This window comes from Streptomyces sp. P5F9, assembly GCF_057961495.1.
In genome coordinates this window covers 1-17,519 of the sequence record NZ_JBXVPZ010000198.1, presented here as the reverse complement: position 1 = coordinate 17,519, position 17,519 = coordinate 1, and the positions used below count along the sequence as shown (strand labels likewise).

19 protein-coding genes, 1 pseudogene and 1 riboswitch are annotated in these 17,519 nt (G+C 71.4%); of the genes and pseudogenes, 12 read left to right on the top strand and 8 right to left on the bottom strand.

The genetic code is table 11. From position 1 onward, the window contains the following. Together AC31A1_RS27920 and AC31A1_RS27915 are read right to left on the bottom strand one after the other, a co-directional pair. A pseudogene (locus AC31A1_RS27920) lies at positions 1-550 on the bottom strand (phenazine-specific anthranilate synthase component I); the annotation flags it as partial. A 96-nt stretch (positions 551-646) separates the two neighbouring features. Beyond that, positions 647-703 (bottom strand): trp operon leader peptide, encoded by a 57-nt coding sequence (locus tag AC31A1_RS27915; protein WP_073735655.1) that lies wholly within the window; start codon positions 701-703, stop codon positions 647-649. Between the two features lie 96 nt (positions 704-799). Here AC31A1_RS27915 and AC31A1_RS27910 point away from each other — a divergent pair, with 96 nt between their 5' ends. Together AC31A1_RS27910 and AC31A1_RS27905 are read left to right on the top strand one after the other, a co-directional pair. Next, on the top strand, positions 800-2,152 hold the full coding sequence (locus AC31A1_RS27910; protein ID WP_365309847.1) for a class II 3-deoxy-7-phosphoheptulonate synthase: 1,353 nt from the start codon (positions 800-802) through the stop codon (positions 2,150-2,152). Between the two features lie 152 nt (positions 2,153-2,304). Further along, entirely contained in the window at positions 2,305-2,601 is a 297-nt protein-coding gene (locus tag AC31A1_RS27905; protein ID WP_489655969.1) for a (2Fe-2S)-binding protein, read from the top strand. Between the two features lie 21 nt (positions 2,602-2,622). Here AC31A1_RS27905 and bfr read toward each other — a convergent pair whose 3' ends face one another. Continuing rightward, complete coding sequence (gene bfr, locus AC31A1_RS27900) at positions 2,623-3,099, bottom strand: bacterioferritin (RefSeq protein ID WP_019062355.1); 477 nt, start codon at positions 3,097-3,099, stop codon at positions 2,623-2,625. Positions 3,100-3,257: 158 nt separating this feature from the next. On the opposite strand from bfr, the gene AC31A1_RS27895 reads away from it, so the two are divergent. The 6 genes from AC31A1_RS27895 (at position 3,258) to AC31A1_RS27870 (ending at position 9,444) form a co-directional block, all read left to right on the top strand. Further along, positions 3,258-3,872: a sulfite oxidase-like oxidoreductase gene (locus tag AC31A1_RS27895; RefSeq protein ID WP_489655968.1), complete on the top strand. Its 615-nt coding sequence runs from the start codon at positions 3,258-3,260 to the stop codon at positions 3,870-3,872. Positions 3,873-4,078: 206 nt separating this feature from the next. Then, the gene (locus AC31A1_RS27890) at positions 4,079-4,747 is read left to right on the top strand and encodes a Crp/Fnr family transcriptional regulator (RefSeq protein WP_489655967.1); all 669 of its coding nucleotides are present in this window, start codon (positions 4,079-4,081) and stop codon (positions 4,745-4,747) included. A gap of 104 nt (positions 4,748-4,851) precedes the next feature. Next, complete coding sequence (locus AC31A1_RS27885; protein WP_489655966.1) at positions 4,852-5,607, top strand: nucleotidyl cyclase domain-containing protein; 756 nt, start codon at positions 4,852-4,854, stop codon at positions 5,605-5,607. Further along, positions 5,604-7,820, top strand: coding sequence for a hypothetical protein (locus tag AC31A1_RS27880; RefSeq protein ID WP_489655965.1), 2,217 nt, complete (start codon positions 5,604-5,606; stop codon positions 7,818-7,820). Before AC31A1_RS27885 ends, AC31A1_RS27880 begins: the two co-directional genes overlap by 4 nt. After that, the gene (locus AC31A1_RS27875; RefSeq protein ID WP_489655964.1) at positions 7,817-8,935 is read left to right on the top strand and encodes a hypothetical protein; all 1,119 of its coding nucleotides are present in this window, start codon (positions 7,817-7,819) and stop codon (positions 8,933-8,935) included. Before AC31A1_RS27880 ends, AC31A1_RS27875 begins: the two co-directional genes overlap by 4 nt. Before the next feature lie 17 nt (positions 8,936-8,952). Continuing rightward, positions 8,953-9,444, top strand: a complete 492-nt coding sequence (locus AC31A1_RS27870) for a Pycsar system effector family protein (RefSeq protein WP_489655963.1) — start codon at positions 8,953-8,955, stop codon at positions 9,442-9,444. A gap of 14 nt (positions 9,445-9,458) precedes the next feature. On the opposite strand, the gene AC31A1_RS27865 is transcribed toward AC31A1_RS27870, so the two are convergent. The 5 genes from AC31A1_RS27865 to thiO all read right to left on the bottom strand — a co-directional run bounded on the left by AC31A1_RS27865 (position 9,459) and on the right by thiO (position 14,668). After that, positions 9,459-10,340, bottom strand: coding sequence for a deoxyribonuclease IV (locus tag AC31A1_RS27865; RefSeq protein WP_489655962.1), 882 nt, complete (start codon positions 10,338-10,340; stop codon positions 9,459-9,461). Between the two features lie 34 nt (positions 10,341-10,374). Then, positions 10,375-12,309 (bottom strand): Stk1 family PASTA domain-containing Ser/Thr kinase, encoded by a 1,935-nt coding sequence (pknB, locus tag AC31A1_RS27860; protein ID WP_489655961.1) that lies wholly within the window; start codon positions 12,307-12,309, stop codon positions 10,375-10,377. A gap of 200 nt (positions 12,310-12,509) precedes the next feature. Next, positions 12,510-13,304 carry a thiazole synthase gene (locus tag AC31A1_RS27855; RefSeq protein WP_489655960.1) on the bottom strand — a complete coding sequence of 265 codons (795 nt, stop codon included), beginning with the start codon at positions 13,302-13,304 and terminating at the stop codon, positions 12,510-12,512. A 3-nt stretch (positions 13,305-13,307) separates the two neighbouring features. Further along, positions 13,308-13,508, bottom strand: a complete 201-nt coding sequence (gene thiS, locus AC31A1_RS27850) for a sulfur carrier protein ThiS (RefSeq protein ID WP_393753148.1) — start codon at positions 13,506-13,508, stop codon at positions 13,308-13,310. Then, positions 13,505-14,668, bottom strand: coding sequence for a glycine oxidase ThiO (thiO, locus tag AC31A1_RS27845; RefSeq protein ID WP_489655959.1), 1,164 nt, complete (start codon positions 14,666-14,668; stop codon positions 13,505-13,507). Before thiO ends, thiS begins: the two co-directional genes overlap by 4 nt. Continuing rightward, a riboswitch (TPP riboswitch) is annotated at positions 14,666-14,777 on the bottom strand. (Overlaps the previous gene by 3 nt.) Before the next feature lie 98 nt (positions 14,778-14,875). On the opposite strand from thiO, the gene AC31A1_RS27840 reads away from it, so the two are divergent. The 4 genes from AC31A1_RS27840 to AC31A1_RS27825 form a co-directional block, all read left to right on the top strand. Further along, positions 14,876-15,214 (top strand): avidin-fold protein, encoded by a 339-nt coding sequence (locus tag AC31A1_RS27840; protein ID WP_489655958.1) that lies wholly within the window; start codon positions 14,876-14,878, stop codon positions 15,212-15,214. Between the two features lie 44 nt (positions 15,215-15,258). Beyond that, positions 15,259-16,488, top strand: a complete 1,230-nt coding sequence (locus tag AC31A1_RS27835) for an NAD(P)/FAD-dependent oxidoreductase (protein ID WP_489655957.1) — start codon at positions 15,259-15,261, stop codon at positions 16,486-16,488. 64 nt (positions 16,489-16,552) lie between these two features. Beyond that, positions 16,553-16,924 carry an Rv2175c family DNA-binding protein gene (locus tag AC31A1_RS27830; RefSeq protein WP_489655956.1) on the top strand — a complete coding sequence of 124 codons (372 nt, stop codon included), beginning with the start codon at positions 16,553-16,555 and terminating at the stop codon, positions 16,922-16,924. 145 nt (positions 16,925-17,069) lie between these two features. Beyond that, a partial coding sequence (locus AC31A1_RS27825) for a thiamine phosphate synthase (protein WP_489655955.1) occupies positions 17,070-17,519 on the top strand: 450 nt, incomplete at its 3' end.

Sequence of the window (17,519 nt, the reverse complement as noted above, 5' to 3'; positions counted from 1 at the left end):
GCCCTTCCAAGGAAGGCCCTTCGGGCCCTTTCTGATTTCCGGTGTGCACGACGAACGTCCAGTACGCGCCCCGCTCCCCGACCAGCAGCCGCCGGAACAACGCCAGCGCCTCGGCCCTGCCGTACCCCGGGATCTCGCCCTCGTACGTCCGCCGGATGACGAAGTTGGCGCCCTCGCCCCGCCCGATCTCCTCCCGCAGCACCCGTCCGACGATCTCGCCGTAGGCCTCGTCGTCGACGTCGAAGCCACCGCCCTCGACCCGGACGTCGTGCGCGGGCAGTTGTGCCAGGGCGTCGGCGAGCGGGATCTCGTACGACTCCTCGGGGGTGAGGAAGGCCAGCGGGGTGCCGTCGTCGCGGACGTCGAAGCCGCGCTCGCGGATCTGGCGGTAGGGGATCAGGGCCAGGCCCTCGGCGGGGAGGTCGGCGAGGCGGTCGTAGGAGGCGACCGGGCCGAGCATGACCTCGATCACGTCCTGGTCGTGGCCCGGGGTGCGGCGGCGCAGCAGGGCGAACGGGCGGGGATCGCTGAGCAGGTCGTCCAGATGCATGGGTCCTTGGTTCCTTCTCGTGGAGAGGAACGGACCCCGGACACACCGAAGGCCGCCCCTCGGGCGGCCTTCGCGGAGTACTGGGAGTACGCGCAGTCAGTGGGCCGCCGGATGAGCGGTCCACCACCAGTTACGGGTCGAATGCGCGAACATGGAGCGCACCCTACCCCACGCGCACCTGAGCGTGAGGGTGTCTCACCTGTCGAGCCGCGCGAAAATAGCTCGACACGACCCCGTAATGTTGAGGGCGTGACCGTGAACGCTAAGACCAGCGCCAGCGCTGGCAACACCTGGCGAGACCTGCCCGCGGCGCAGCAGCCCGAGTACCCCGACACCGAGGCTCTGCGCGCAGTGATCGCGGACCTTGAGTCGTATCCGCCGCTCGTCTTCGCGGGCGAGTGCGACCAGCTGCGCGCCCGGTTGGCGGCCGTCGCCAAGGGAGAGGCGTTCCTCCTCCAGGGCGGCGACTGCGCCGAGGCCTTCGACGCGGTGTCCGCCGACCACATCCGCAACAAGCTGAAGACCCTGCTCCAGATGGGCGCCGTCCTCACGTACGCCGCCTCCGTGCCGGTCGTGAAGGTCGGCCGGATCGCCGGCCAGTACTCGAAGCCGCGCTCGAAGGGCACCGAGACCCGTGACGGCGTGACGCTGCCGACGTACCGCGGCGACTCGGTCAACGGCTTCGCCTTCGACGAGAAGTCCCGCATCCCGGACCCCGAGCGCCTGAAGCGGATGTACAACGCGTCCGCCTCCACGCTCAACCTGGTCCGCGCCTTCACCACCGGCGGTTACGCCGACCTGCGCCAGGTGCACGCCTGGAACCAGGACTTCGTGAAGTCGTCCCCGTCCGGCCAGCGCTACGAGCAGCTCGCACGCGAGATCGACAGCGCGCTGAACTTCATGCGGGCCTGCGGCACGGACCCGGAGGAGTTCAAGACCGTCGAGTTCTACTCCTCGCACGAGGCGCTCCTGCTGGACTACGAGTCGGCCCTGACCCGGGTCGACTCCCGCACCGGCAGGCTCTACGACGTCTCCGCGCACATGGTGTGGATCGGCGAGCGCACCCGTCAACTGGACGGCGCGCACATCGAGTTCGCCTCCCAGATCCGCAACCCGATCGGCATCAAGCTCGGCCCGACGACGACCGCCGAGGACGCGCTGCAGTACATCGAGCGCCTCGACCCGGACCGCGAGCCCGGCCGGCTCACCTTCATCGTGCGGATGGGTGCGGACAAGGTCCGCGACAAGCTGCCCGAGCTGGTCGAGAAGGTCACCGCGTCCGGCGCGACCGTCGCGTGGATCACCGACCCGATGCACGGCAACACGTACGAGGCGGCCTCCGGTCACAAGACCCGCCGCTTCGACGACGTGCTCGACGAGGTGAAGGGCTTCTTCGAGGTCCACAAGGGCCTCGGCACCCACCCGGGCGGCATCCACGTGGAGCTCACGGGTGACGATGTCACCGAGTGCGTGGGCGGCGGCGACGAGATCTTCGTCGACGACCTGCACCAGCGCTACGAGACGGCCTGCGACCCGCGCCTCAACCGCAGCCAGTCGCTCGACCTGGCCTTTCTCGTCGCCGAGATGTACAGGGACCAGTAGCCGTTTCGCCTGTTACAGCAGTGTGCCGTGGGGCGGGGATCACATACGATCCCCGCCCCACGGCACTTTTACAGCTCCGGCGCGGCGGGTAAGGTTAGGTTAGCCTCACCGATTATCGGGATGGCACGACGACCTTCGATCCCGCCCGGGAGGTGACCCGCGTGTACGTCTGCAACTGCTTCGGTGTGACCGAGGCGCAGGTGGCGAAGCACGCGGAGGGCGGTGCCTGCACCCCCCGGCAGATAGCGTCGGCCTGCAAGGCGGGCACCGACTGCGGGTCGTGCGTACGCCGGATTCAGGCCCTGCTGGGCCGGGGCGCCTGCCCGCGCCGCGAGCTGTCCGACCAGGGCAGGCCGATGCTCGCCGAGATGGCCGGACTGAGCGAATTGGCCGGACTGAGCGAATTGGCCGAGCTGACCGAACTGGCCGGACTGGAAGACGCGGCCTAGAGACGGTCCGTCGGGCACGAGCTAGCTGGGCTGCTCGATCTGCTGCGCGATGTAGAGCGCCTCGCCGAGCTGCTCGATCAGCTGCAGCTGCGTGTCGAGGTAGTCGATGTGGTGCTCCTCGTCCTCAAGGATGTCCTCGAAGATGTTGGCCGACGTGATGTCGCCCTTCGTGCGCATCACCTCGATCCCGCGCTTGAGGCGGTCGATCGCCTCGACCTCCACCTGCCGGTCCGCCTGGAACATCTCGGTGACCGTCTGGCCGACCCGGACGTGGAACAGCCGCTGGTAGTTCGGCAGACCGTCGAGCATCAGGATGCGCTCGGTGATCTTGTCCGCGTGCTTCATCTCGTCGATGGACTCTTCACGCGTGTACTTGGCGAGCTTGGTCCAGCCGTTGTTGTCCTGGATGCGGTAGTGCAGCCAGTACTGGTTGATCGCGGTCAGCTCGCCGGTGAGCTGCTCGTTCAGGAATTCGAGGACCTCGGGGTCGCCCTGCATCGCAGAGGCTCCTTCCAGAAACGGGGGGACTGGCGGGTTGCGCCGCATGATTGCACCGGCGCGAAGACGTCGTCCAGTAAGTGCATGCTTAGTAGGAGTTGCCCGAATCCGCCCAGAGCCGGTCATGTGCACCGCCCCCCGTCTGTCAGGATGGAGTCATGGGTCAGAGAGGGGTCGAACAGCCCGAGCTTCCACCGGGCCAGCGGCTCCAGCGCGGCTGGCCGGTCACGCACTACGGCCCGGTGCCCAAGTTCCGCCCCGAGCGCTGGGAGTTCAGGGTCTTCGGCGCCACCGCCGACGGCGACAAGCACTGCTGGAACCACGACGAGTTCACCGCTCTGCCCTACGACTCGGTAGTGGCCGATCTGCACTGCGTCACGAAGTTCAGCATGCTCGGCGCCGAATGGGGCGGCATCCCCGCCCGCACGATCCTGGACACCGCCCCGCCGGCCCCGGTCGTCACCCACGTCATGGTCTGGGCGGAGTACGGCTTCAGCGCCAACCTCCGCCTCGCCGACTTCGCCGCCGCCGGCACCATCTTCGCCACCCACAAGGACGGCGAACTCCTCACCGCGGAACACGGCTTCCCCCTCCGCCTGGTCGTCCCCCACCTGTACGCCTGGAAGGGCCCGAAGTGGGTCCGGGGCGTCGAGTACATGACGGCGGACCGGCGGGGGTTCTGGGAGGAGCGGGGGTACCACAACGTGGGGGACCCCTGGAAGGAACAGCGGTACTCGTATCAGGAGGGGCCCGAGGACGGTCCCGAACTCTGATGTCCCTCACTCGCCGTGGTGCCAAGGTCGCATTCCGGTAACTGGGGGCGCATTCCGTGCCGAGAGCGCTACCCTGAGTGTCTCGCTTGGCGGGCGAGGCCACGGGCGGACTAGTTCACCGGGCCCTGCCGCATTCCGCTTGGCGACCATCGGGGGATATCGGTCGGGGGACTACGGTGGGGCTGTTCGGCGAGCGCCATACCTTCATGGGCGGACTGGCCGCCGCTGATCGCGCGGCCCTCGCCGCGCTCGGCACCCGACATCCGTACGCGTCGCAGGATCCCCTCATGGGCGAGGGGGAGCGCACCACGTTCGCCGTGGTCGTGCTCAGCGGCTGGTGCACCGTGTGGTCGACGACCGAGCGGGGCGGACGGCTGATCCTGGGGCTGCGTCAGGCCGGCGAGGTCGTCGGCGACATGGCGGCCCTCGACGGCCGACCGCGCAGCGCCTCGGTGAGCGCGCTCGGCCCGGTCACGGGCCTGGTCGTCACGGCGGAACGGTTCCGCCGGTTCCTCGCCGAACGGCCGCACGCCAACGCCCTGTTGGTGGGACAGCTCACCGAACGGCTGCGCAGCGCCGACCACGAGCGCCGGGCCCTGGCCTCCATGACCGTGCTGCAGAGACTGTCGGAGCGACTGGTCGAACTCGCCGACCGCACCGGCCGGCCCGAGGGCACCGGCGTCACGATCAGACTGCCCCTCGCCCAGCACGAACTGGCCGCCTCCGTGGGATCCACCCGCGAGGCCGTGGCCAAGGCACTGCGACTGCTGCGCGAGCAGGGCCTGGTCCGCACCGGCCCCGGCACCCTGGCCGTCGCCGACCTGGAACCACTCCGGCTGCTGGCGGGCGGCGAGCACCGGGAGCAGGACACCTGAGGACACGGAAGTCCCGCGCTGTGTAAACGGCTACAGCGGCGACCCGTCGGGCCCGGGAACATCACAGGGGTCCGGGGTCGCCGGAACGGCAGGAGGGGAAAGTGATGGAGGGGCAAGCCGAGTACGGCTTCATCGTGAATCTGGACGCTCAGGGGTCGGGACTGCTGTCCGACTCGGAGAAACCGGACATGCGGGCCAGACTCTACGAGGTGTCGGGCAAGGCCTTCGAACAGGCGGGCATCCGGGCGCCGCGCCTGTACCAGGAGGACCGGGGGGACGGGATTCTCAGCATCCTGACGTCCACCGTGGCGCCCAAGCGGGTGGTCGGCGAATGGCTGGAGTATCTCCACCAGAACCTGCGCGAGAGCAACGACCGGGCCAGGGTCCCGCTCAGACTCCGCGCCGGCATGCACATCGGTCCGGTCACCGCCGACGCCCACGGCCGCTCCGGCCGGGCCGTCGACCTGGCCTGCCGCCTCGGCGACTGCGACACGGCGAAGGCCGTCCTCGAACTGGCCCCGCAGGCGGCCCTGGTCGCGGTGGCCTCCGACCGGCTGTACGAGGAGGTCGTACGGCCCGGCGGGCGCTGGGTGGAGCCCGAGCACTACGCCGGCCGCGAGGTGCAGCTCAAGGAAGGCCCGCAGACCGCGTGGTTCATGGTCCCGGGGCTGCCGCAGCCGCCGTTGCCCGAACCCGGGAAGCCCTCGGCCGGCCCCTCCGGCCCCGCACCGGCCGCACCGGAGGCGGCTCCCGGGCGCGTGGTCAACAACCACAACTACGGCAGCGGGGAGATCATCAACAGCGAGCGGATCGAAACGATCAACATCGGCAGGTCCGCACACCCGGGCAGTGAGCGGTGAACGCGCAGAACCCGGCGCCCCCGGGACCCAACCCGAAACCGAATCCCGGCGGGCAGCCCGCCGGAGCCGGGCCCCCGAACCCCCAGCAGGACCAGCAGCCGAAGGCCGAGCCCGTCGCCGGGTCCGAGCCGGCCCAGGACGTCATCGGGGGCGCGTCCGCCGACCCGCTGGCGGGGGAGGGACTGGGGTCCGGCGCGGCGGCGTCCCGCGTCTACCGGTCGGCCGGACCCAGCTTCACCTCGCAGGGGTCGAGCACCCTGATCAGCGGCGGTTCCATCGGGGCCGTCAACCTGTTCGGGCAGCAGGGACCACGGCTGCTCGCGGGCCCGGTGCCCGAGGAGGAACTGCGCACGCTGCGCCAGGTCTTCCAGGAGCCCGAGGGATACGGCGGACACAAGGAGCAACTCCGGTCCCGGCGGCTGCTGTTGCTGTGCGGGCAGCCCGGGACCGGCCGGATGTACACCGCCCTTTCCCTGGTGGACGACCTGACCCGGGGCAAGGTCTCCCGGCTCGACCCCGAGACCGATCTGGACGAGCTGGAGGCGGAACAGATCCACGAGGGGCACGGCTACGTCCTGGAGTCCTCGACCGCCGGACTGCCGGGCGAGGCAGGCCTGGACCGGTGGTGCGCCCTCCTCGGTGACCGCAAGGCGTACGCCGTCCTGCTGGCCGTGCCCGAGGTCGGCGACCTGTACTCCCAGGGTGGTCGCTACCACCGCCTCCACACCCCGGCCGCCGCCGCCGACGTACTGGAGAAGCACCTCGCGAACGAACTGGAGGACGTGCCGCCGTCGGCACAGAGCACGGCACGGTCGGCCGCGACCGCCCCGGACGTGACCGCGGCGCTCGGCATCGGTGAGCTCCGGCCGCGGGAGGCGGCCCGGTTCGCGGTGCTGGTCGCCAAGTACGCGCGCGGATCCCGTACCCATGCCGAACTCCTCGACGAATGCCGGGAGTTCGCCAAGACGCAGGCCGCCGAGTGGTTCGTGGGAGGTCCGCGGTCGGAGACTCCGCAGCGGCTGCGGGACGCGGCGTACCGGATCGCCGTGGCGGTGCTCGGCGGGGCCTCGCTGAGCGCGGTCGCCGAGGCCGCGGAGATCCTCGCCTGGGAGCTGGCCGTCACCGTGGCCCCGGAGTCGACACCGGGCCGCCCACTGTTCAGCGACGGTGTCGACGCCCGGCTCGTCTCCGCGCGCGCCGTGGCCGAACTCGGCGTGGAACAGGTCGGCGACGAGGACGTCCCGGTGCGCACGGTCCGGTTCCGGGGCGAGTCGCTCGCCGCCGCCGTCCTCATCCATCTCTGGGAGCACCGGCACAATGTGCGCGGTCCCGTGTTGCGCTGGCTGTCCGGGCTGTGCGAGGACGGCCGTCCCCAGGTCTGGGTCCGGGCCGCGGTCGCGGCGGGACAGCTGTGCCGGCTCGACTGCTCGCACACCGTGCAGGAACTGGTGCAGCCCATGGGCCAGGCCGACCAGCTCCGCCGCCGGGTCTTCGCCGCCAACGTGCTCGACGTGGCCGTGGCCTCCCCGGAGGTCGGCGGCGCGACCCGGGCCCTGGTCGCGCTCTGGGCGCGCGAGGGGGAGGAGAACCTGCGCTGGACGGCCGCAGCGGTGCTCGGCCGGGGCCGGGCCACCGTCACGGTCCGGGACTCGCTCGACCTCCTCGGCGGCATCGGCGTCTGGGAGGAGGGGAAGCTGAGGACCGTCGCCTCGGCCCAGATCGCCCACTTCAGCGGCGCGAACTGCGACCCGGCGACCTTCCGGCGGATCCGCCTGTGGCTCTCCGACGAACGGCGGCCGCAGCAGGACCTCGGCCTGCAGAGCGCGGTCTACCTGGCCGGCCTCTCCGTGGTCGACCTGTGGAACCAGCACCCGGACCTGGAGGGCTACGGCGACTGGCCGCTGATGCTGGCGTTGGCCGCCGTACGGCCCGAACTCGCCCCGGAACTCGCCGGGTTGCTGTGGACCGCGCTGCAGACCGGCCGGTCGTACGAGGCGGCCGTGGACACCCTGGCGGACTGGCTGCGCGGCTGTGCGGGCCGGGCCTGGGCGGAGCCGCTGGAGCGGTTCCTGCCGCTGCTCGTGCACGGGCCGGACGACCGGCACCGGTTGCTTTCACTGATCAAAGAACTGTCGGAAGACCCCGACAATCCGTTGGACGACCAGCAGGTCCGCCGTATGTGGGAGGCGGTCCAGGGAGCGGGAACACCATGAGCAACAACATGTGGGGCCAACAGGCCTGGCAGCCCCAGAACCCCCAGGGGGAGTTCGTCCTTCCGCACAACATCAGAGGCCCCTTCGTCACCGAGTTCACCCCGACGGGCCCCTACCGGCACCGCAGCAGCCAGGTCGCCTCGGTGCTCTTCTACCGCAACGGCGGACACAGCGTCGTCACGGTCCGCGGGGCCGAGCACCACAACAAACCCCTGATCGGCAAGCCGACTTCGGTCTGCTGGATCGCCCGCGGCCAGCACCAGGTCTCCTTCCAGCTGGAACTTCCCACCTACGGGGACAAGTCACGCTTCAAGGCGGGCGCCGACGTCAACTGGGAGGTGCACAACTTCCATCTGGCCGCCGAGAAGCGGGTGGTGGACGTGGAGCGGATGCTCCGCCCGCCCCTTGAGGCACGGCTGCGCGGGATCAGCAGGCGGCACAACCTGGACTCCGCACAGCAGGCGGACGAGGCGATCCAGGACGAGCTGGCGAGTGGCCGCTGGAACGACTTCGGGGCCGAACTGGGCCTGGCCACCCAGGTGTTCATCCGTATCGACCTGGGCCAGGCCGCCTCCGACCACCACGCCAACATGGTCGCGGTGCAGTCGGGCAGCGAGGTCCAGAAAGCCATCGACGCCGCCAACAACGCGCGGATCGAGGCGAACATGGAGGTCGCCCGGGGGCTCATCGCCGCGGGCGAGGCCGAACAGTACGCCCACGTCCTGGCCCAGGACCCGTCCCGGGCGCAGGACATCCTGGGAGCACTCCAGGTGCAGGCCCGGGAGCAGCGGCAGGGCGCCCTGGACTACCTCACCAACCTGATCAACCAGGGGGTGGTGCAGCGCCACCAGATCGACGACCAGGTACAGGCGCTCATCGACTTCAGCCGCACGGCCGCCCACGGCGTCTTCCAGAACGGACTGCCGCCCGCCCCGACCGCGCTGCCCGTTCCGCCGACACCCCTCGCGCCGCCGGTACCTCCGGTGCCGCTCATGCCGCCGCCGGCCGTGACGGGCGCCCTGCCGGTGCCGCCCGCCGCGCCGAAGCCGTACGCCGACGAGCCGCAGGACGCCAAGCCGGACACCGGCACGGACGAGTCCGGCGACCGGACGTGAACTCCCCGGAGCCCGTGATGCCGGACTCCGACACCGACGCCCGGTACGTCGCCGAACGGCTGCTGCTCACCGTGCGGGAGGACCTGGGCAGGGCGGACGTGAAGGCGTCGGTGCTGCTCTCCGGTGCCCTGACGGTGCCCGCGCTGCTGATCGGCGGCGGCCGGACGGCGGCCGGCGTCTCCGGCACCGGCCAGGTGCTGCTCGGGGGCGCCGCGGTGCTGTGGGCGGCCGGCACCGTCCTGCTGCTCGGGGTGATCCTGCCCCGCACCTGGACGGTACGCAGGACCCTGGGCCTGACGTTCTACGCCGACGCGGTCGAGGCCCGCGACGACCCCGAGGCACTGCTGCGCGGTGTCGCCGAGGCCGGCCGGGACCCGGTGCGCTGGCTGCTCACGCAGTTCCAGGACGTCAGCGTGATCCTCGCGGCGAAGTACCGCTTCCTGCGAGGGGCGTTGGTGCTGCTGGGCGCGGGGCTGGCGGTGGGGGCGTGCGCGCTGGGTACCGGCTGACGGCGGCCCGGGTGTCAGCCGTCCCGCAGCTTCTTCAGCCGCTCCACATCCGCCGCGTGCCCCTCCTTGCCGCCGGGCGTCTCGATGATCAGCGGTACGCCCGCGGTCGCCGGGTGGGTCATCAGGGCGCGGAACGGGTCCTCGCCGATGTGGCCGGAGCCGATGTTCTCGTGGCGGTCCTTGTGGGCGCCGACGACGTCCTTGGAGTCGTTGGCGTGGATCAGTTTCAGCCGGCCCTCGCCGACCGTGTCCACCAGCAGGTCGAGGGTCTGGTGCATGCCGCTCGGGCCGGTCAGGTCGTGCCCGGCGGCGAAGATGTGGCAGGTGTCCAGGCAGACGCCCAGCTTCGGGTGGGCGTCCAGCGCCTCGAAGTACGGTCCGAAGTCCCAGGTCCGGGAGCAGAGCGAGGAACCCTGGCCGGCCGTCGACTCCAGGAGCAGGAACGGGTCGTCGTCGTGGGTCAACTCGTCGAGCAGCGGCAGCAGATGCTCCCGCACCTGGGCCAGCGCCACCGACCGCTCCCGCCCGCCCGTCGCGCTCCCGGTGTGCACGACGACACCGAGCGCGCCGATCTCCCGCCCGCGCCGCAGCGAGTGCCGTAGCGACTCCACGGACTTTTCTACGGTGGCCTCGGTGTGCGAGCCGAAGTTGATCAGGTACGGGGCGTGCACGTACGCCGGGATCGACTCCGCCTCGCAGGCCGCGCGGAACTCCTCGTCCTGGCGCGGGTTCCCGGCCGGTGTGGCCCAGCCGCGCGGGTTGGCGACGAAGACCTGCACGGTCTCGGCGGCCAGCTCACGGGCGTAGGACAGCCCCACGGAGTGGAGGCCGCCGGCCACGGGGACATGGCCGCCGACGGGGTTGCGGGAGACGGGGGAGGGGGACTCGCTGCTCACCCGTCCAGGGTGACACGCGCGCGTGCCGCCCCCGTCACCGGATGGTGATCGTGATCGTCGACCCCTTGGGAGCCTGTTCGCCCGCGTCCACGGACTGGCTCTTCACGGTGTCGCCGAACAGACCGAGCAGGCCCCGGTCCTCCTTGACCTCGAAGCCGGACTGCTCAAGGAGCTTCGTCGCGGCGTCGACGCTCGCGCCGACCACGCTCGGGACCTCGACCATCTCCGGGCCCTTGGACAGGGTCAGCGTCACCGTGTCACCCTCGGCGGCCTGGCTGTCGCCGGCCGGGGTCTGCTGGGCGACCTGGCCCGCGTCGTACTCCGAGGTGATCTCGGTTTCCGACACCTTCACGGTGAGACTGGCCTCCTGGAGGTCCGCCTTCGCGTCGTCCAGGTTCTCGCCGGTGACGTCGGGCACGTCGACCGCGCTGCCCTTGCTGACGGTCAGGGCTATCGCCGAGCCCGCGTGGCGCTTGGTGCCCGCCTCCGGGTCCGTGCTGATCACGAGGCCCTTGGCGACGTCGTCGCTGAACTCCCTGGTGACCATGCCGGCCGCCAGCCCGTCCTGCTTCAGCAGGGTCTGCGCCTTGGCCAGGCGGGTGCCCGTCAGGTCGGGGACCTTCACGGTCTCCGGGCCGTCCGAGATGGTCAGGGCCACCGAGTCGTTGTCCCGGATGCGGGCGCCGGACTCCGGGTCGGTGCTGATGACCGTGCCGCGCTTCACCGTGTCGCTGTACGCGTGGTCGACCTTCTTGACGTCGAGACCGGCGTCCTTCAGCCGCTCCCTCGCCTGCGCCTCGGTCTTCGCCAGCAGCGGCGGGACCTTGGTGAACTGGCCGGAGTTGATGTACCAGACCCCCGCCCCGACCCCGACGATCAGCAGCAGGGCGGCGACGACCGCCAGCAGCCCGCGCCGGGGCCGCCGCGCCTCGCGCCGCCGGGGCGGCAGCGGCGGACCGCTCTCGAACCGGCTGGTCCGGTCGAACGTGTCACGCGGTTCGTCGTCCTCGTTGACCGGCAGCGGACGCGGCACTGTCAGCGAGCGCGGGATCACACTCGTACGGTTCTCGGCGTTGGGGTACTCCGAGGTCAGCGCCTGCGGCGGCACCGCGTCCAGCTGCTCGGCGCTCAGCCGCGACCGGGCCTCGCGGACAAGACCGAACAGCGCGACCGCGTCGTACGGCCGCAGGTCCGGGGTGCGCGCGGTGGCGGTGGCGACCAGCTCGTCCAGCTCGTACGCCAGCCCCGGCACAACGGCCGAGGGCGGCGGGACGTCCTCGTGCAGGTGCTTGTAGAGCACGATCGCGGCGGAGTCCCCGTCGTGCGGCTTCTGGCCGGTGAGCATCTCGTACAGGACGACACCGCACGCGTACACGTCGACCCGGGGGTCGGCGGTGGTGCCCTCGATCTGCTCCGGCGCGAGATACGACACCGTGCCGAGCACGGACCCCGTGGTGCTGGTCACCGTGTCCACGGACCTGACCAGCCCGAAGTCGGCGACCTTGACCCGGCCGTCGTCCCCTATGAGCACGTTCTCCGGCTTCATGTCCCGGTGCACGAACCCGGCCCGGTGCGCGGCACCGAGCGCGGCCAGCACCGGCTCCAGGATGTCCAGCGCGGCCCGCGGTTGCAGGGCCCCGCGCTCGCGCAGCACGTCCCGCAGGGTGCAGCCGGCGACGTACTCCATCGCCAGATAGACGTACGACCGGTCGGCTCCCTGGTCGAAGACCTGCACCACGTTCGGATGCGCCAGCCGCGCCACGGACTTCGCCTCGCGGATGAACCGGTCCACGAAGTGGGCGTCGGCCGCCAGCGTCGGGTGCATCACCTTGAGCGCGAGAACCCGGTCCAGGCGGGTGTCCACGGCCCGGTAGACCGTGGCCATCCCGCCGACGGCGATCCGCGCGTCGACGCGATAGCGGCCGTCGAGCAACTGCCCGACGAGAGGGTCATGAAGGGTCGTATCCACGCAGGTGAGTGTACGAGCCAAGGCTGACAGCACGGCGTTTTCGGCCAGTTTCGGGGCGGTACTGAAGCGGACCTGTGACGCATCCCACGAGCGGTCGGCCGCCGACGGCGAGGCAGCCCCACAGGTCGGGCCACCTCTCGGTCGACTGGAAACGGGTGGTGCGCGGGTGGGAGACAAAACGGAAGTGCGGCGCAGGGTGCCTAGAAAGCGGGCCGTTCAGGATCCAGTACCGCCAGGCCCTCGGCGGGAGAGGACGCTTCGGCGAAGTGCCTACGGGGGATACGCCCCGCCCGGAACGCCAGCCGCCCCGCCTCCACCGCGCTCCGCATCGCCGACGCCATCAACACCGGCTCCTGCGCCCGCGTCACCGCCGAGGCAAGCATCACACCGGCACACCCCAGCTCCATCGCGAACGCCGCGTCGGACGCCGTACCCGCCCCCGCGTCCAGAATCACCGGCACACGCGCGTGCTCGGTGATCAGCTGGAAGTTGTGCGGGTTGCGGATCCCGAGCCCGGAACCGATCGGCGACCCGAGCGGCATGATCGCCGCACACCCTACGTCCTCCAGCTTCCGCGCCAGCACGGGATCGTCGTTCGTGTACGGCAGCACCGTGAAGCCGTCGTCGACCAATGTCTCGGCGGCGTCGAGGAGTTCGATCGGGTCCGGCAGCAGGGTTCGCTCGTCCGCGATCACCTCAAGCTTGATCAGCGCCGTTCCCAGGGCCTCCCGCGCCAGCCGGGCCGTCAGCACGGCCTCGCCCGCGGTGAAGCAGCCCGCGGTGTTGGGCAGCACCCGGATGCCGAGCCGTTCCAGGACGGACAGCACCGAGCCGTGCACGGCAGTGTTGACGCGCCGCATCGCGACCGTCGTGAGTTCCGTCCCGGAGGCCACCAGCGCGCGCTCCAGGACGTCGAGGCTGGGGGCACCTCCGGTGCCCATGATCAGCCGGGACGTGAAGGACGTACCACCGAGGACGAAGGGGTCGTCGGCCATGGGTCAGCCTCCTTGGACGGCGGTGAGGACCTCGACGCGGTCTCCCTCGGAGAGGGATGTCGACGGCCACTCCGCGCGCGGGACGACGGTTTCGTTGAGGGCGGCGGCCACACCGGAGGGGGCCGGGACGAGGGACCGTACGAGCACGTCGAGGGGCGTGCCGGGAGCGATCTCCTGGTGCTCGCCGTTGACGGAGATGTTCATGCGGGCTGCTCCACGAGTTCCGTGCGGGCGAACCGCTTCGGGGTGAACGGGCGGGCCTCGTCCGGGAGTTCACCGGTACTGAGCGCGTGCGCCAGGGCGTCGCCGGTGACCGGCGTGAGCAGCACGCCGTTGCGGTAGTGCCCGGTGGCCAGCAGCAGTCCCGGCAGCGCGGTCGGGCCGAGCAGCGGCGCGTTGTCGGGGGACCCGGGGCGCAGTCCGGCCCGGGTCTCGGTGAGCGGCAGTTCGGTGATCCCGGGGACCAACTCGTGGGCGTCGCGCAGCAGTTCGTAGACACCGCCCGCGGTCACGGTGGTGTCCCAGCCCAGTTCCTCGCTGGTCGCGCCGACGACCAGTTCGCCGTTCTCGCGCGGCACCAGGTACACCTGGCTGCCGCGCACCACGGCCCGCACGGTCCGGCTCAGGAACGGCGCGTGACGCTCCGGCACGGTCAGCCGCAGTACCTGCCCCTTCACGGGCCGTACGGGCGGCAGGACGTCGTCCGGGACCCCCTTCAGCTGCCCGCTGAGGCTGCCGCCCGCGAGGACGACCTGGCCCGCGCCCAGCACCTCGCCCTCGCGCGTGACGACCCCCGTGGCGCGGTCCCGCTCGACCGTGAGGCGCTCGACCCACGTCCGGTGGAAGACGACCCCGGCGCGTTCGCAGGCGGCCACCAGCGCGCCCGCCAGCCGTCGCGGGTCGACCTGGTGGTCGCCGTCGACCCTGAGCCCTCCGCGCACGCCCGGCGCGAGCATCGGCTCCAGGCGCCGGCACTCGCGCCCCGACAGCCACTCGGAGCCGAGCCCCGACTGGTGCTGCAGGGCGTGCAGTTCGCGCAGATGGGCGCGGTCGTCGGCGTCCAGGGCGACGGCGAGCGTGCCGCAGCGGCGGTAGCCGAGGTCGAGGCCGGTGAGGTCGGTCAGCTCGGCCGCGAAGTCCGGGTAGCGGTGCGCCGAGGCGAGGTTGAGGGCGAGCAGGGTCTGTTCGCCGTAGTGGAGTTCGGTGACGGCGGCCAGCATCCCGGCGGCCACCTGGGCGGCCCCGCCGCCCGGCTCCGGGTCCACCACGGCCGTGGCGAAACCGCGTTGGGCCGCGCGCCAGGCCGTGACCAGGCCGATGATCCCGCCCCCGACGACGAGGACGTCTGACGTACGTGCAGGCATGGGCGTCCAGCCCCTCCCTTCGCCGGCATGACCCGGATCAGGTTCGTACGGTCGGAGGCCGCCAGCCTCCCTCTCAGCCCGGTACGTCCGGACTCCCGCGAGTCTTTTATTCTTTTCTGCTGGGGGTCCGGGGGTTATCCCCCGGGAATCGCAGCACGTTTGCCACCCTAGCCCGTGCCCTGTGTGCCAGTAAGGGAGCCTCTGTCCATGGCCCGCTCGCTCGACGGTCTCGTCCTCGCCCCCGTCGCGGACCAGGCCCCAGGTCAGGTCGGCACCCGCACCCGGTTCGCGTACCACGAGCAGGACGGCGAGATCTGGGCCGAGTACGCGGGCGGTGACGTCGTACGGGGGCGTCTCGTCGGCACGCGCGCGGGGGACCGGTTGGACTTCCGGTACGTGCAGTCGAAGACGGACGGGACGACGTCCTCCGGGCACTGCGTGTCCGAAGTGGTCGAACTGCCCGACGGCCGCATTCGCCTCGAAGAGACCTGGGAGTGGGAGTCCCAGCCGGGACACGGGACCAGCACTGTGGAACAGGTCACCTGACGCGCCCGCTGACTGACAAATTGTCAGGTGTCTATGGTGATCGAGTGAGCGAGCAGACGCGGGTCCGGGACACGGTGACAGGGCGGCGCGTGGTCGTCGTCGGCGCGGGCATGGCCGGGGTGCAGACCACGGTCGCGCTACGGGAGCAGGGCTTCACCGGCACCGTCACGCTGATCGGCGCCGAACCCCATCAGCCGTACGACCGGCCCCCGCTGTCCAAGGCCGTCCTGCTCGGCAAGGCCGAGGGCTCCGCCTTCGACGTCGACTTCGAGGCGCTCGGCATCGAGGTGCAGCTGGGGCGCGAGGTGGTGGGCGTGCGCCCCGCCGACCATGAACTGGACACAGCCGAGGGCCCGGTGCCCTACGACGTCCTCGTGCTCGCCACCGGTGCCGAACCGATCCGGCTGCCGGGCGCCGACGGCATCCCCGGGGTGCATCTGCTGCGCACCCTGGACGACGCCGAGCGGCTGCGCCCGGTGCTCGCCCGGCAGCACGACATTGTGGTCGTCGGCGCGGGCTGGATCGGCGCCGAGTTCGCCACGGCCGCGCGCGAGGCGGGCTGCGCGGTGACCGTCGTGGAAGCCGCCGACCGGCCGCTCGCGGGGGCGCTGCCCGCCGAGGTGGCCGCGCCGATGGCCGCCTGGTACGCCTCCGCCGGAGCCACGCTGCGGACGCACGCACGCGTGGCGCACGTCGAACCCGGCGAGGTGGTCCTCGACGACGGCTCACGGCTGCCCGCGGACGCCGTCGTGGTCGGCATCGGCGCCCGCCCCGCCACCGCCTGGCTGACCGGCTCCGGCATCGAACTCGGCGCGCACCGCGAGGTCCTGGCCGACGCCGGGCTGCACACCTCGGCACCGGACGTGTACGCGGTCGGCGACTGCGCCTCCTTCCCTTCGGGAAGGTACGGCGAGCGACTTCTCGTCCACCACTGGGACAACGCCCTCCAGGGGCCGCGCACGGTCGCCGCGAACATCGTCGGGGAGAGCCCGGCGGTGTACGACCCGGTGCCGTACTTCTGGTCGGAGCAGTTCGGCCGGTTCGTCCAGTACGCCGGTCACCACGCGTCCGCCGACACCACCTTGTGGCGCGGCGACCCGGCCACCCCGGCGTGGAGCGTCTGCTGGCTGCGCGGGGACCGTCTGGTGGCCCTCCTGGCGGTCGGCCGCCCCCGTGACCTGGCCCAGGGCCGCCGGCTGATCGAGTCGGCCACGCCCATGGATCACGAACTGCTGGCCGATGCTTCTCTCCCGATGAAGGCGGCTATCGCCTAGTTCGTCCCCCCGGGTCGGACCGGCCCGACTTCCGACTGTCAGTCCGGGATGGCACGCTGTTTACGTGACCGAGATTGACGCAAAGATCGATGCTCTCGTCCCCGCCTGGCTCACGCTGCCCGACATCGCAGAGTTGCTCGATGTCGAGGTGACACGCGTGCGGCAGCTGGTCAAGGACGGCCAAGTCATCGCCGTACGCCGTGGTGAGAACCGCGCGCTGCACGTCCCCGCCGCCTTCATCGACGGGGCCGAGCAGAAGGTCGTCAAGGGCCTCACGGGGACCCTGACGCTCCTGCGGGACGACGGCTTCTCCGACGCAGAGATGCTGGAGTGGCTCTTCACCCCCGACCCCAGCCTGCCCGGCACCCCCGCGCAGGCCCTGAGCGAGAATCGCGGCACGGAGGTGAAGCGCCGCGCCCAGGCGCTCGCCGTCTGACCCGCACGACCGAGAGGTGTACGGGCCGCGGCGACGTGAGGGCCTGCCTGAGAAGGCCCTGCCCGCGGCCCGTGCGCGACACCATCACACGACCAGCAGGACACGACACCACCACACGACCAGCAGGACAACGGGGGACACACGCATGCCCGACACCGCCGCAGCCGCCGCCCGCGCGGAACTCGCCGACGCCCGGGTCTATCTCTGCACGGACGCCCGCCGACGCCAGGGCGACCTCGCGGAGTTCCTGGACGCGGTCCTGGCCGGCGGGGTCGACATCGTGCAGCTGCGCGACAAGGGCATGGAGGCCGCCGAGGAGCTGGAGCACCTCCAGGTGTTCGCCGACGCCTGCGCCCGGCACGGCAGACTCCTCGCGGTCAACGACCGCGCGGACGTCGCCCACGCCGCCGGCGCCGACGTCCTGCACTTGGGCCAGGGCGACCTCCCGGTCCCCGCGGCCCGCGCGATCCTCGGCGAGGACGTCCTGATCGGCCGCTCCACACACGCCGAGCAGGAGGCCGCCGCGGCCGCCGTCCAGGAGGGCGTGGACTACTTCTGCACCGGCCCGTGCTGGCCCACCCCCACCAAGCCCGGC